Source organism: Schaalia canis (assembly GCF_003858455.1).
Taxonomy (GTDB): Bacteria; Actinomycetota; Actinomycetes; order Actinomycetales; family Actinomycetaceae; genus Pauljensenia; species Pauljensenia canis.
In genome coordinates, this window is record NZ_RQZF01000002.1 from 113277 (window position 1) to 127568 (window position 14292).

General features: G+C 59.5%; 13 protein-coding genes, 1 tRNA gene and 2 pseudogenes. 6 read left to right on the plus strand and 10 right to left on the minus strand.

Translation table 11 applies throughout. The features are described 5' to 3' along the window. Positions 1–7 precede the first annotated feature (7 nt). The 3 genes from EII11_RS02940 to EII11_RS02950 form a co-directional block, all read right to left on the minus strand. A complete protein-coding gene (locus EII11_RS02940; RefSeq protein ID WP_124868473.1) occupies positions 8–1849 on the minus strand; it encodes a glycerophosphoryl diester phosphodiesterase membrane domain-containing protein in 1842 nt (613 codons plus the stop codon). Between the two features lie 177 nt (positions 1850–2026). Beyond that, positions 2027–3436: a GntP family permease gene (locus tag EII11_RS02945; protein WP_124868475.1), complete on the minus strand. Its 1410-nt coding sequence runs from the start codon at positions 3434–3436 to the stop codon at positions 2027–2029. A 40-nt stretch (positions 3437–3476) separates the two neighbouring features. Further along, complete coding sequence (locus EII11_RS02950; protein WP_124868477.1) at positions 3477–4019, minus strand: gluconokinase; 543 nt, start codon at positions 4017–4019, stop codon at positions 3477–3479. Between the two features lie 139 nt (positions 4020–4158). On the opposite strand from EII11_RS02950, the gene EII11_RS02955 reads away from it, so the two are divergent. The 3 genes and pseudogenes from EII11_RS02955 to EII11_RS10940 form a co-directional block, all read left to right on the plus strand. Continuing rightward, a complete protein-coding gene (locus tag EII11_RS02955) occupies positions 4159–4872 on the plus strand; it encodes a FadR/GntR family transcriptional regulator (protein WP_124868479.1) in 714 nt (237 codons plus the stop codon). Positions 4873–5554: 682 nt separating this feature from the next. Then, a pseudogene (locus EII11_RS10935) lies at positions 5555–5662 on the plus strand (helix-turn-helix transcriptional regulator); the annotation flags it as partial. A 13-nt stretch (positions 5663–5675) separates the two neighbouring features. Further along, a pseudogene (locus tag EII11_RS10940) lies at positions 5676–5783 on the plus strand (LLM class flavin-dependent oxidoreductase); the annotation flags it as partial. 102 nt (positions 5784–5885) lie between these two features. Here the strand turns inward: EII11_RS10940 and EII11_RS02970 are convergent. The 5 genes from EII11_RS02970 to EII11_RS02995 form a co-directional block, all read right to left on the minus strand. Next, entirely contained in the window at positions 5886–6530 is a 645-nt protein-coding gene (locus EII11_RS02970; protein WP_124868481.1) for a cation efflux transmembrane domain-containing protein, read from the minus strand. Further along, a complete protein-coding gene (gene cmtR / locus EII11_RS02975) occupies positions 6527–6886 on the minus strand; it encodes a Cd(II)/Pb(II)-sensing metalloregulatory transcriptional regulator CmtR (protein WP_124868483.1) in 360 nt (119 codons plus the stop codon). The genes EII11_RS02970 and cmtR overlap by 4 nt, the downstream gene beginning before the upstream one ends. 87 nt (positions 6887–6973) lie before the next feature. Further along, positions 6974–7675 (minus strand): hypothetical protein, encoded by a 702-nt coding sequence (locus tag EII11_RS11040; RefSeq protein WP_240623036.1) that lies wholly within the window; start codon positions 7673–7675, stop codon positions 6974–6976. A gap of 471 nt (positions 7676–8146) precedes the next feature. Continuing rightward, on the minus strand, positions 8147–9541 hold the full coding sequence (locus EII11_RS02990; protein WP_276310953.1) for a recombinase family protein: 1395 nt from the start codon (positions 9539–9541) through the stop codon (positions 8147–8149). Positions 9542–9560: 19 nt separating this feature from the next. Beyond that, positions 9561–9631 (minus strand) — tRNA-Gly (locus EII11_RS02995). Between the two features lie 155 nt (positions 9632–9786). On the opposite strand from EII11_RS02995, the gene EII11_RS03000 reads away from it, so the two are divergent. The 3 genes from EII11_RS03000 (at position 9787) to trxA (ending at position 11617) form a co-directional block, all read left to right on the plus strand. Then, positions 9787–10311, plus strand: a complete 525-nt coding sequence (locus EII11_RS03000) for an NUDIX domain-containing protein (protein ID WP_240623037.1) — start codon at positions 9787–9789, stop codon at positions 10309–10311. A 55-nt stretch (positions 10312–10366) separates the two neighbouring features. Next, positions 10367–11062, plus strand: a complete 696-nt coding sequence (locus EII11_RS03005; protein WP_124868487.1) for a TetR/AcrR family transcriptional regulator — start codon at positions 10367–10369, stop codon at positions 11060–11062. Positions 11063–11257: 195 nt separating this feature from the next. Beyond that, positions 11258–11617, plus strand: a complete 360-nt coding sequence (trxA, locus tag EII11_RS03010) for a thioredoxin (RefSeq protein ID WP_124868489.1) — start codon at positions 11258–11260, stop codon at positions 11615–11617. Between the two features lie 86 nt (positions 11618–11703). Here the strand turns inward: trxA and EII11_RS03015 are convergent, their stop codons facing one another. After that, a complete protein-coding gene (locus EII11_RS03015) occupies positions 11704–12804 on the minus strand; it encodes an aspartate-semialdehyde dehydrogenase (protein WP_124868491.1) in 1101 nt (366 codons plus the stop codon). Then, entirely contained in the window at positions 12801–14117 is a 1317-nt protein-coding gene (locus EII11_RS03020) for an aspartate kinase (protein ID WP_124868493.1), read from the minus strand. Before EII11_RS03020 ends, EII11_RS03015 begins: the two co-directional genes overlap by 4 nt. Positions 14118–14292 lie beyond the last annotated feature (175 nt).

The window sequence follows — 14292 nt, forward strand, 5'->3', positions numbered from 1 at the left end:
GGCGCGACTACTCTAAGAATTCCTCAATCATGACGTCGACGGGGCTGGCTTCTTGTCGTTGGCGGGCAATTTCTTGCCACTGTTCGGGGTAGTCAGTGATAACGGCGTCAACGGGCCAGTTCACGAACTTCCTCATGGAATCTTCGGTGTTGAGCGTCCAGATTGCAGCTTTTTTCCCGGCGGCATGGATGCGGTCGATGAGTGTGCGTGACGCTGCGTCCTCTTCGAGGATCAGGTAGTCACCGATAAGGCTTTCTGTATTACCGACTGCTAGGAAGTAGGTGTATCCGCTGGTGACTTCTGGGTAGGTGCTTTCAATGTAGGTGATGATGTCGTAGTCCAGTGACATGAGGACGACGTCGGAGAGCATGTCGCGGGCTTTGATCGCGGCTACCGCATCGTCAACCATGCGATGATCGGCGGTAGCACCCTTAAGTTCGAGGAAGATACCGATGCGTCCCTTTGTTGCGTCGAGAAGTTCGTCAAGGGATGGCACGCGCACCTGGGTGAAACGCCCATTGGAGGTTGCTCCGAGGTCAAGGCTTTGTGTCTCCTGGAGGGTCATGTCGGTGGAGGCTCGCTTGTCTCCGGCGAGGCGGGCAAAGGTATTGTCATGGTTGAGAATGTAGTGGCCATCCTTCGTGCGTTGGATGTCAACCTCAACGTAGTGCGCGCCTTGATCGATGGAGTACTCGATGGCTTCCATGCTGTTTTCGATGGCAGCCTCGCTTGGGCCACCGCGGTGTCCTACTAGCGCGATCTGGGGTGCCTGGGTGACGAAGGAGGCCGCGTAGGCCATGACCGCCGCACTTGCGACGAGGGCGGCCGCGGTCAGTCCGCTTAAAAGGAGGCGCCTACGCAGGATGCGGTCAAGCAGGCTGGGCGTGGTTTTCTCGGGCGCGTGAGGTAGTCGTTGGGACAGATAAGCGGCCAGTTCGTTGCCGTTCTTTGTCGCTTGGCGTTCCAGGTAGGTGTAGTAACGCTGGGTGATGAAGAAGAGTTCGTAGGGGGTTGCAATAAAAAGCAGCAGGGTGACGAGTGCACTGAGTGTGATGACGGCGAGCATTCCCACAAAGCCTTCCCAGTAGGGCGTTGCGGGCAGAAGTTGACTGAGGGCGACGATGCTCGTAATAGCCGCGAGGATTATTGCCAGTGCGAGCGCGAAAAGAACGAAGTTGACCCACAGCATGAAGCCGAGAAATCGCCAGAAGTTTTCGCCAACCATGCGGAAGGATGAGGCAAGGGCTCGTCCTGTTTTCATGCCTCCCAAGATCATGAAGTGGAAAGTAAAGACCGCAAAAAAGGCCAGGATTTGGAGCAGGGCAAGGACGGTCCAGTAGGCGGCGAGGTAGAGGGGGGTGGAGTAGATGACGGAGGTAATGAAGTTGGGGATGCGTACATCCGTTAGGAAACTGATGTTGAGTGAAGTTCCTGCGAGGGGGAGGGCAACGCCGACGATGAAGACGATCAGCACGAGGCCTGGCCCCAGCAGTTCGGGGGTCGTTTTGAGGTTTGCCCAGAGGACGTGATGGTAGGAGGTGTCTTTCTTTCCTTTGATTGCGCGTGCGGAAAGGGTGAGGAATCCTCCGATTTCCATGAGCCATGTTGTCAGCAGTATGACCAGGACAAGGAGAATAAAGAGAGCCCCTTGAATGGACAGGAGGAAGGCGCCGATATTGGCGTTGGTGAGTGAGGGCAAGCCCCGCCAGTTTAGGAGCTGTTGGGTGGTGAACCAAAAGAGGGGAAAGAGGATAAGGCTTTGGACGGCCTTGGTGACGATCTGATATTTGATCAGTGAGGGCGCGGCTTGCCGTAGTTGACCAAATGCTGATCGTCTGCGTTGTTCCATCGGATCTTCACAACCTCCCTGAGGATGCGGGACTTTGGCTGTTGAGGGCCCGGCATCCGTGCACTCAGTATAGGAAGAGTGGCATGGAAAGAGGGGCTCACGGCCGGTTACTCAGGCAGCAGCGGCCCCTCCCCTGCCAGTAGAGCTGGCGGGGGAGGGACGATATGAGTGCGGTGCCTAGAGGACTCCAAAGAGTGCCCCAAGGATGACGACGGTGACACCGGCGACGACGGAGAGCACTGTTTCCATCAGGGACCAGGTCTTGAATGTTTCCCCAACTGTCATACCGAAGTATTCCTTAACCATCCAGAATCCGGCGTCGTTGACGTGTGAGAGGAACACTGAGCCCGCTCCGATTGCGAGGACAAGGAGGGCGGCCTCGACGGGCGGCATCTGCCCGGCAAGGGGGGCCATAATGCCGGCGGCGGTGATCGTCGCGACCGTGGCGGAACCGGTTGCGAGGCGAACCGCGACGGCAACAAGCCAACCGGCAATGAGGGCGGGCACGGCTGCCTGCTCAATCCATGAGGCAATGATGGTGGCGATACCAGAGTCAACAAGGGTCTGCTTGAAACCACCGCCAGCACCAACGATGAGCAAGATACCGGCGATTGGCCCCAGCGAGGCGCCAACGATGGAGGAGATTTCATCAGCACTGCGCCCGGGCACCACTCCAAAGAGAAGGATTGCGACGAGGACGGTAATAAGCAGGGCGACGATGGGTTGGCCAAGGAAGTCTGCACCTTGGTAGACCCAGGAGTTGGACTGCTCGCCCATGAGGGTTTCAACGAGTGTGCGGCCCAGCATGAGGATCACGGGAAGGAGCACGACGAAGATTGAGGTGGCGAAGGAGGGGCGTTTGAGGGAGTCTTCGTTGGTTGCTTCGCCAAGTGGCGCTTTGGCGTCGATGGGCACCCAGCGAGCCATCATTGGGGCAATGAGGGGGCCGGAGATGATGACGGTGGGGATTGCTACCAGCAGGCCCAGGCCAAGAGTGATACCAAGGTCTGCGCCCAGAGCATCAATGGCGATAAGTGGGCCGGGGTGTGGTGGAACCAGGCCGTGCAGGGCGGACAGGCCAGCGAGTGCAGGAATACCGACGAGGACGAGGGGGAGGTTGGCCTTGCGGGCCACGAGCATCACGACAGGGATGAGAAGGACCACGCCTACCTCAAAGAAAAGTGGAATACCGATGACGAAGGCGATGATGGCCATTGCCCAGGGGAGGCGTGCGGCTGGGGTTTTGTCGAGGATGGTGTCGACAATGCGGTCGGCACCACCGGATTCAATAAGGAGTTTGCCGATAATCGCACCGAAGGCGATGAGTGTGCCCACGCTACCGACGGTGGAGCCGAGTCCTTTAGAGAAGGAGGTGAAGGTGTCGGCCAGTGGTATTCCTGCAATGAGGGCGAGCACTGCTGAACCGAGTGTGAGGGCAAGGAATGGGTGGACTTTCTTCCACACGATGAGCACGATAATCGTGGCGATGCCTGCGAGGGCGGCGATGACGAGCTGAAGTTCATTCTCTGAGTGCACGACGCCGTCGGCGGCAGGGTATGGGAGAGATGGCAACACGGGTTCCTCCATTGGAATGATAGTGATTGCTGTGGGGGTGGGGCGGCGCGCCTCAGCGGGGAAGGATGATGCCTTCGCTTGCGAGGGCGCTCACAATGGCGGCGAGTGTTTCGTCGGGGGTGGCGCGAGATTCGACGACGATGCCGTCCTCGTCCTTTGAGAGGTCTTCGAGGGTTGCGAATTGGGAGGGGAGGAGTTCGGGGGGCATGAAGTGCCCTTCCCGCTGTTCCATCCTTTCGCGGAGGGCGTCTTGTTCTGCGACGAGGTGGATGAAGAATACTCGACCGGGTGCTGCGGAGAGCAGGTCGCGGTAGGAGCGTTTGAGGGCGGAGCAGGTGACGATGGACGAGGTGCCACGCATGGTCTGCTCTCCCATCCAGTCGCGCAGGCTTTCGAGCCATGGCCAGCGGTCCTCATCAGTGAGGGGGATTCCGGCTGACATTTTGTCGATATTTGTGTGGGGGTGGAAGTCGTCGGCTTCGGCAACTGGCCAGCCTGTGAGCGTTCCGAGCGAGAGGGCTGCGGTTGTTTTTCCACTTCCGGCAACGCCCATGACGACAAGGTGGGTGATTGTTGATTCGTGAGTGTTGTGCATGAGTCCTCCAGGTGATACGTCATCATTGACCGTATAGTGCTTTTATAGCACACAAAAGGTACTACTTATAGAGGGGGAGTGAAATTCTCATGTTGAGCACCCTCGTATAATTACCACAGGCTCACGAAAGGATTTCGCCGTGCCTCCCTCTCTTCACACGGATGTCTTTGAAGCGCTCGGCCGACGCATCGTCGCCGGAGAACTACCGGAAGGCGAATCCCTCACACTGCAGTGGATTCAGACAGAGTTTGGAGTGTCACGCACAGTTGCTCGGGACTGCGTGCGAGCACTAGAAACGATGAGGCTTGTGGAGTCACGCCGACGTGCTGGCATTCTTATTCGCCCAGTCTCCGATTGGGAAGCACTCTCCCCCACCCTCATCCGCTGGCAGCTTGATGCCGACCCGCGTGGCCCTAAACTCGGGGCGCTCAACGAGTTACGGGCGGCTATTGAACCGGTGGCAGCAGCAGCCGCTGCGCGCAGAGCAACGGAAGAACAGCGAACGAAGCTCCTGAAACTCGCAGCGCAGTTACGAATCGAAGCTGCAAAGGAGGACCTCGGTAACTTCCTCGCAGTCGACATTGAGTTTCACTCTGAGATTCTTGCTGCGAGCCACAACGACACCTTCTTAGCCATGAGGGAGGTTGTCGCAGAAGTCCTTGCAGGACGCACGCGCCTGGGCCTCTATCCCACGCACCCCGAACCCGTCGCCCTCGACCTTCACGACGAAGTAGCCCGCGCCATTGCCAACGGCTCAGCCGACGCAGCCGAGCGCGCAATGCGTGCCCTTGTTGCCGAAGTCCGCGAAGCACTTCAGAAGAAAGGGCTACGCGGCTTCCTCACCGAGGACTGAAGCTGCCACCATTCCAACAAAAACACCACCCAGGCACCTCGGTTAGACCGAGATTCTGCACCCAAAGTGGCGTTTCAAAGCGGTGTTGACGTGGACCAAAGGTGGTCACGATGGATACAAGAGCCGGGGTGGGTGCATAACCAAGCCAAGTGGGTGCACTGCGAGGCCCGGTGGGTGCATCTCTGGGTACAGGTGGGTGCAAAGCCGGGCCTGGTGGGCGCGCCGCTAGGTGCGGACTGGTTCACATTTCGCGCGAAAACGATTCAGAGGCGCAACGGACCGGATGTCAAATTGATGAGGTGTCATGAGAAATTGTGGAGTCGGCTTGCTGACTCCAAAGGAACTTATTTATGAGGTAGTAACTGACAACAAGTATGGAATCGCCGTGCGAGGTGTCCCTCGGGAGCCGTTTTTCCGGGCCTCCAGGTGCCATTTTTATCCAGAACACCCTTCGCAACACGAAAGTTTGTGCTGGAACACGTGCCTTGGGATCGGAGCACATCACCTCTCGTGATGTTCGGGTGGATGCAACCAGTGGTAGCGGGAGACATGTGGTTGCTCTGTGGATCGCAACCGTTGGGTGGTGGATGTGCATCGTCCTCACTGGCACAGTGGAGGAGGAACCGCCACAGGGGAATCGGATGTCAGCCGCCTCTCCTACGGCCTAAGTGCAGGAGTTGCCATGTCCTTTCGTGCGAACCTTCAGTACCTGAGGTCCAGTCGTGGCCTCACCCAGGAGCGTTTGGCTGTCCTGCTCGGGGTGTCGCGTCAGGCGATCTCCAAGTGGGAGTCGGACCGCGCGGCGTGTGCACCACTGGGCTCGCCAGGCCGCCTCTCCAGTGCCCGTGCTCGCAGCAGCGGGTGCGCGCACCAAAAACATCGAGGTCGGCACCGGTGTGATTGATATGCGCTAGCACATGTCCGAGTCATGACACTCGTGAAGTGTGATGGAAACACTGAGACCCCCAGAAGCAGCGCTCCGGGGGTCTCCGCCATCCTCTCGTGGGTAGGAATCAGTCGTCGTCGAGGTCCTCCAGGACCTCGAACGGCGACTCGACGTCGCCGCGCCAGGCCTCCAGTCCCTCGCGCACCGCGAGCACCGCCACGACCAGCGCCGCGACCGAATCGGCCCACCACCAGCCGAACAGGCTGTTGAGGACCAGGCCGACGAACACCGTACCGGACAGATAGACACAGAGGATAAGCTGCTTGGCGTCGGCCATCACGCTCTTGGAGCCCAGCTCTCGCCCGGTGCGGACCTCGAACCACGCCAGCAGCGGCATGACGAGCAGGCTCAGCGCGGTGATGCCGAGGCCCAGCGGGCTGTGGTCGAGGCCCTCCTGGCCGACCAGCGCGAGCACCGCATCGATCGAGACGTAGGCGGCCAGCGCGAAGAAGGCGATGCCGATGGCCTTGACGGTGACTTTCTCCCACCGCTCGGGGTCCTTGCGCGTGAACTGCCAGGCGATGGCGGCCGCCGAGAGCACCTCGACGACTGAGTCGAGCCCGAAGCCGATGAGCGCGGCCGACGAGGCGAGGACGCCCGCCCAGACGGCGACGATGGCCTCGATCACGTTGTAGGTGATCGTGAAGCCGACGATGAAGCGAACGCGGCGGTGCAGGGTCGCGCGGCGCGCGGTGGTCAGGGCCTCGCTCACGCCTCCACCCCCGTCCCGCAGCTGCCCGGCACCGTGCACGCAGAGTCCACGCACGGCGCATGCTCGTCGACAGCCAGCGTCACGTCCACCAGCGCGACGAGCGCCGCCGCGAGGTGCGGGTCGGCGATCTCATAGCGGGTCTGCCGCCCCTCGGGCTCGCCGATGACGATCCCGCAGTCGCGCAGGCAGGTCAGGTGGTTCGAGACGTTCGAGCGGGTCAGGTTCAGCTCGCGCGAGAGCACGGCCGGATAGCTCGGGCCGTCGAGCAGGGTCATGAGTATCTTGGAGCGCGTCGGGTCGGCCATGGCCCGGCCGAGCCGGTTCATGACGTCGAGGCGCGAATCAATAGTCAGCACGCACTGAACTATACAGTGCACACTGACCAATGTCCAGGTGTAAGGGCTGCCGCACGCGCTCCGCGCGCCTGCCTTCGGGAACCGTGGTCACCTCTTCCGCCACCTCGGCCACTTCGACATCCCGCGACCGCGCCACGTCTCCACCAAGCTCGCAACCCAGCGGACGGACGCGAAGAGACCGTAGCCGGCCCCGGCGAGGCCCACAATGACCACGAGCCAGCGCCCGACGCCGAGCCACACGCTCCCATCCACGTCCAGCGCCCACTGAGCGCCCGTGATGAGCCCGACGATACCCATCCAGAGCCCGGCGACGACCACGACCACCGGCAGGAGAGCGAGGCACATTGCCGCGGCCGCCGACCAGAGCTGACGCGCTTCCAGCTTCGCCGTCGCCGCGATGATTCGCTCGGCCCGTTCGTTCGAGGCGTCGAGGTTCGCGGTCATCGTGGCCGCGGCCTCCCCGGCGACCTGCTCGACAGCCTTCTCGACCCGCTGAACCACCCCGCCGACCTGGCTCACGAGCTTCTGGTTCGCCGCGGCCTGCGCCTTGAGCCCCTCAATCGCCGAGGCCGTAGCCGCGCGATTCTTCTGTGCCTCCGCAACCAAGCTCCGCCACGCGGCATTCAAGCTCTCGCCGTTGAGACTCTGCGCGAACTCGCCGAGCGTGCTCGCGATCTCGTTCTGCCTGATCTCGATACTCGCGATCCTCGCGGACACGTCGCTGGAGGGCGAGGAGGTCGACGCCGGGGCCGTGATCCGCTCCAGCCGCCTCGTCGTCTCCTCGCCCATGACCTGTCTAGAAGCAACACATATGAGACACCCCTACCAACACAACAAACTAAACATCTAGCACAACAAACGAGACCCCAGAAGAGGGTACGCGGACAAAAGAGTCTATGCGCTGATATCCGAAAAAGAAGTCACAGTGATGCTGATAGGCAGCGGAGAAATAATCGGGGAATACATCCTAGATCCCAACAAGAACTACCACGCAAGAAAGCAACAATAACTGTCTCATAAGTCCGGATAGATGCACCGGAAAAAGCACATGAAAGGGTGTCTCATTTCTCCGGCTAGATAAACGTGTGGCAAGACCTATGAACTGTCTCATATGTCTTGCCACATCACATTGGACCAAAGGTGGTCACGATGGATACAAGAGCCGGGGTGGGTGCAGGTTGCAGTCGGGTGGGTGCAGGGCATTAGCGACAACGACGAAGCGCCAGGCCAGTGGCGTCTGGAGTGGAGGATGAAGGTGGTCTAGATCGTCGTGCCGTCGTTGAACGTGATGGTGATCGTGCCGTCGGGGTGGATGGTGGCGTGGTCAACGAGGGCTCTCCAGGCTTCGGGCGTGTAGCTGATAGCGGGGTGTTCACTGCGGTGCTGGTGGAACGCGGTGATGGCCGCACGCTTGGCTTCGAACTCGCGTAGCTGCCTTTCGATAGCCTCGACTTTGCCGAGGTGGTGCTGGTAGTCGGCTTCAAGCCGTGCATGGTCAGCCTCGAAGGCGTCAGGGTTGAAGTCGGTGTTGGCTGCAGAGCGGATGAGGGCGTTGATCTCGTCCACCACTGTGTCGCGTGCGGTGATTGCCTGGGCGAGCTTGGCCTCGAGCTCGTGAGGATTACCGAGCTGATCGAGGACTGCTTCGAGTACCTCGGGGCTGGGTGGTGGTGCGAGCTGGCGGGTGGCCTGCTCGAACGCGGCGATCAGCTCCTCTTCGGTTACGTGCTTGGTCTCGCACGACTGATCGCCGGCGGGATCGTATTTGCGGTTGCACCGCCAGATACGCCGCTCGTAGCGGCTGCCAGCGTGCCAGGTTTTCGGCCCGTACCATCCCCCACAGCACCCGCACTCGATTTTCGAGGCGAACGGGTGGCTAAAGGAGCGTGACCTGCCAGAGCGCCTGGCTAGTTCGTGCTGGACTTGGTCCCATACGGCTGGGGCGATGATGGCCTCGTGGTTACCGGTCACGTAGTACTGGGGTATCTCTCCTTCGTTGCGTTTGGTGGTTTTCATCAGGAAGTCCACGGTGAAGCTTTTCTGCAGCAGGGCGTCGCCCTTGTATTTTTCGTTGCGCAGGATCGAGTTGATGGTGGACACGTTCCAGGTCTTCTTTCCCAAGGGCGTAGGGATACCATCCTTGGTGAGGTGTGCGGCGATGGTTTTGGGTGAGTGTCCTGCCAGGTATTCACGGTAGATGCGTCGTACGATCCTGGCCTGGTCTTCATCAACAGCTAGGCCTCCGTCGTCGCCTTTCTTGTAGCCCAACAGGGAGGCGTAGGGCACCATGACTTTGCCTTCCGCAAAACGCCTGCGGTGTCCCCAGGTGACGTTCTCGGAGATGGAGCGGGATTCTTCCTGGGCCAGGCTACTCATGATGGTGATGAGTAGTTCGCCTTTGGAGTCCAGGGTCCAGATGTTTTCTTTCTCGAAGTAGACCTCCACGCCGGCTTCTTTGAGGGAGCGCACGCTGGTGAGTGAGTCGACGGTGTTACGGGCAAACCTGGACACGCTCTTGGTCACGATCAGATCGATACGGCCGGCAAGTGCGTCGGTGATCATGGTTTGGAAGCCTTGCCGGTGCTTCGTTGATGTCCCCGAAATCCCCTCATCGGCATACATGCCAACGAACTCCCAGTCGGCTCGGCCTTGGATGTAGTTGGTGTAGTAGTCGAGCGGACGACGGGAATCGAACCCGCGCTAGCAGCTTGGGAAGCTGCAGTTCTACCATTAAACTACGTCCGCAGTGTCTGCCGTAGCAGCGCTCCCATGATACTCAGCTTGGCCGCTTGCGTCCAAACACCCACACCGAGAACGAACGCTCCCCACCACACCTTGCCTATTCCTCCCCCCTCCAGCCGGGCGACACCATGAGCTAGCCTCGCCATTAGGATGGCAGGGTGACTTCCACGCAGATACCTCTATCAACGCCTTCATCTGACCCTTCACAAACGTCCACACCTCGGCCGATTGTCGCCGCGGCGATCGTTGATTCTTTGGACTTTCCCACGCGTTTACTCTGCGCCTCGCGCGCCTACCCTGCTGAATTACGCGGCCAATTTGAGTTGCCGGGAGGGAAGGTGGAGCTTGGCGAGGCTCCCCGCGACGCCCTCGTTCGGGAGATCCGCGAGGAGTTAGGGTGCGTGCTCACATATGGCCATGAGGTGACCACTCAGGATGGACTGTGGTGGCCGATTCACGCCGGGCGGAGGATGGGCGTCTGGCTAGCAGAACGCACGCAGGATTCTCCCGAGCCCTCCCTGTCGGAGAATCACCTGGAACTCGTCTGGGCAGCTCTTGATCCCGCAACAGCGGCTGATGGCCTGCCAACTGTGGATGCTCTGCCGTGGATTGTTCATGATCGACCGATCGTTGAGCGCATCGTTGCTTTTGCCGCTGACCTGCGAAACAAGAGGAAAAGTTAGGTATACCTCACTTCCTGCTTTCGGACACAGGGCTTTAATCTGTCAGAATAGATTTATGCCGAAAATCATTGGGGACTCACTGGCAGACCATCGCCAGATGACGCGCCACCGCCTCTTCGAAGCACTCGGACAGCTCATGTCTGAAGGGCCATTCGACAGCATCACCATGTCGCAGATTGCTGCCCGAGCCGACGTAGGCCGAACAGCGGTGTACAACCATTTCGCTGATAAAGAGACGCTACTCCTGGAGTTCATGCACTACGCAAGTGGGCAGTTCACACAGGTATTACGGACGGCTCTGGAAGGCCAGTCTGACCCCATTGAGCAGATGCGCATTTATCTGCGCGCACATTTGGAACTCAAGGACCGCTACCACCTGGCTTCAGGGGTGAATCTGCGTGGCCAGGTGTCAATACAGACCACCCCCCGCCTGCGCGAACACGCAGGCATGATTGAGGATGTCCTTCTGAATATTTTGCGTTCAGCAATGGGGGCTGAAGCGATTCCCATGCAGAACCCTTACATGCTGATCGGCCTGATTCATTCGGCATTGGCTGGACAGAATCTTCCTGCACCGCCCGCCGAACGTGAGCACACAATTCGCGCTGTCCAGGCCTTTATCCTGCGCGCTATTGGGGTGCCGCCAGAAAAAGCTCCGATCCCGTCGAGTCGCATCCGACCCATTGACGACGACCTTCCTTTGCGTAATGACGCTCAAGCGTTCCTTCGTTGCCCAGTGAGTCACGGCTGAGTTCTCCGGTTCCTCGCCTTGTTGAATGTGGGACTCACCGCATACAGGGCAAAAATCCTCCTCTTGGCGCGCTAAGAGAGTGTGAACATCGTAGGATCATGTCAACGGTTGCAGGGTTTTCATGCCCTGCCACTCAATTTGCACCATATAGCGCCGCGCGCACAGGTTGCGCGTTGGCATGATGAAGGAGGCCCCATGGCCACGATCAACCTGACGAACGAGAACTTTGAATCCACGATTGTCGATAGCCCGATCGTCATCGTTGACTTCTGGGCCACCTGGTGCGGTCCCTGCCGTCAGTTCGGCCCCATCTTCGAGGCCGCTTCGGAAAAGCACGAGGATATCGTCTTCGCCAAGGTCGATACCGATGCTGAGCAGCAGATTGCTATGGCCGCCCAGATCACCTCGATCCCGACCATCATGGCCTTCCGCGATGGCATCGCCATCTTCCGCCAGTCCGGCGCTCTTCCCGCGCCCGCTCTGGAAGAACTGATTGCTGACATCCGCGCCCTGGACATGGACAAGGTCCGCGCTGAGATCGAAGCTGAAGGCTGATAACAACATCCGATCGCTGCCTTAAGCACTGAGGGCGGGGCTCACCAGAAGGTGAGCCCCGCCCTGTTTAATTCGGCAATGAGGCCTCAGATGGACTGCAATTCAGCAGCGACCAGCTCGGCAATCTGAATGGCATTCAACGCTGCGCCCTTACGCAGGTTATCGCCCGAGATCACCAACACCAGCCCCTTATTGTCGGGGACTGCATGGTCCTGGCGAATACGCCCGACCAGCACCTCATCCTTGCCTGCGGCTTCCAGTGGCGTCGGAACATCCACCACGCGCACGCCCGGAGCTTGCTCAAGGATTGCCACAGCCTGATCAACCGTCACAGCGTCAGTGAACTCAGCGTGGATAGTCAGAGTGTGACCGGTAAAGACAGGAACACGCACGCAAGTCCCCGACACGCGCAAATCAGGAAGGTGCAGGATTCGACGGGATTCATTGCGGAGCTTTTGTTCCTCGTCAGTCTCGCCCGTGCCGTCATCAACGAGGCCACCAGCCAGGGGCACCACATCGAAGGCGATAGGCGCGACATACACACCGTTATCAGGCAGTTCCACGGCCGAACCATCCAGGGAAAGGCCCGAAAGATCCTGAGTGACACCTGCTTCAACCTGGGCAACAAGTTCTTGCACGCCCTTCAGACCGGTTCCTGAAACAGCCTGGTAGGACGAAACTGTCAGACGATCCAAGCCGCCTGCGGCATCAACCAGGGGCTTAATGACGGGCATAGCGGCCATGGTCGTGCAATTCGGGTTAGCGATAATACCCTTGGGGCGGATCGCAATATCTCGCCCATTGACTTCAGAAACAACCAGCGGCACAGCCTCGTCTTTACGCCATGCGGAGGAGTTATCCACCACAACGGCGCCTGCAGCAGCAAAACGCGGAGCATACTCGCGTGAGGCCGTGGCACCGGCAGAGAATACGGCAATATCAATGCCGGACAGGTCGGCGGTAGCAACATCCTCGACAACGATCTCCTCCCCCTTCCAGGGCAGGACGGTTCCCGCCGAACGGGCGGAGGAGAAGAAACGCACGCGTGTTGCCGGGAAATTCCGTTCTTCCAGCAGGGCACGCATCACGCGACCGACTTGGCCGGTTGCGCCAACAACGGCAACAGTTAATTCGCCGGGGGCCTTCACAGCCACACCTTCAACACCGGCAGCAGCTTCGACGTTCATCGTCCGGTACCTCCATACACAACGGCTTCAGATTCGGTGCTGTCCAGGCCAAAAGCGGTGTGGACAGCCTGGACAGCGCGGTCCAGGTCCTCAAGGTCAGTCACAACGGAAATGCGAATCTCCGACGTGGAAATAAGATCGATGTTAATGCCCGCAGCCGACAGGGCACCGAAGAGCTTGGCGGACACACCAGGATTGGTGCGCATACCGGCTCCCACCAGGGAGAGCTTGCCGATATTGGGGTTGTATCGGAGTTCTTGGAAGCCTAGTTCCTCGCGGCGCGCTTCCAAGGCGTCAAGGGTACGGCGGGCGTCGGCCTCGGGCAGGGTGAAAGAAATATTGGCCAGACTGGGGTTATCGACGGGCGTGTTCTGCACGATCATGTCGACGTTTGCGCCCACCTCAGCGGCAATCTCAAAGACGCGGGCGGCGGTGCCAGGAGTGTTGGGCACGTTCGTAACCGTGATCTTGTCCTGGGAACGATCGTGTGCGATACCAGAGATGATGGGTTCTTCCACTGTTTCCTCCTTCGAGGTGGCCAAAGCGGCTTCGGGGACAAGACCAGCGAGGTCAGGGTGGGCGGGTGCGTTCGAGATCCACGTTCCTTCCTTTTCGGAGAAGGAGGATCGCACATGCAGGGGCACATTGAATCGGCGGGCGAACTCAACGGCCCGCAGGTGAAGAATCTTGGCTCCGTGAGCGGCCAGTTCTAGGGTTTCTTCTTGGCTGATGGTGCGCAGGCGGTGAGCTTTAGGCACGATTCGGGGATCAGCGCTGAAGAGGCCGTCAACGTCGGTATAGATTTCGCACACGTCAGCGTGAAGCGCTGCGGCGAGGGCGACGGCGGTGGTGTCGGAGCCGCCACGGCCCAAAGTGGTGGTGTCTTCGTCCTTAGAGGCTCCCTGGAAGCCTGCGACGATAGCGACTTCGCCTCCTTGAATGGCGCGGGCGACACGCTCTGGCACCATGCCGATAATCTGCGCTTTGCCGTGGTGGGAGTCAGTGTGAATACCGGCTTGAGCGCCGGTGTAGGCGGTGGCTGGCACACCCAGTTCATTGACGGCCATGGACAGTAGCGCCATGGAAATTCGCTCACCGGCAGACAGGAGAATATCCATCTCTCGTTTGGGGGCGTTTGCGGTGAGTTCTGCTGCGGTATCGAGCAGTTCATCGGTGGTGTCACCCATAGCGGAGACAACGACCACCACTTGGTGTCCTGCATTGTGAGTGTCGACCACGCGCTTCGCAACACGCTTCATGGCCTCGACATCCGCCACTGATGAGCCACCGTATTTTTGGACGATCAGAGCCACTGATTATCCCCTCATTCCTCGTATCGATGTTCTCACTCGTCTCTTCATCCTAGGAGGCATAGTTGATTCTTCGAGGCTCGCCCAGCATTTGGTCACGCGTAAACATCACGCAGGTGGAAGATTATTCCAATAAGAACGAAAGGAATCCCACATTTCCCTGTCGTTTCGGCTCCGG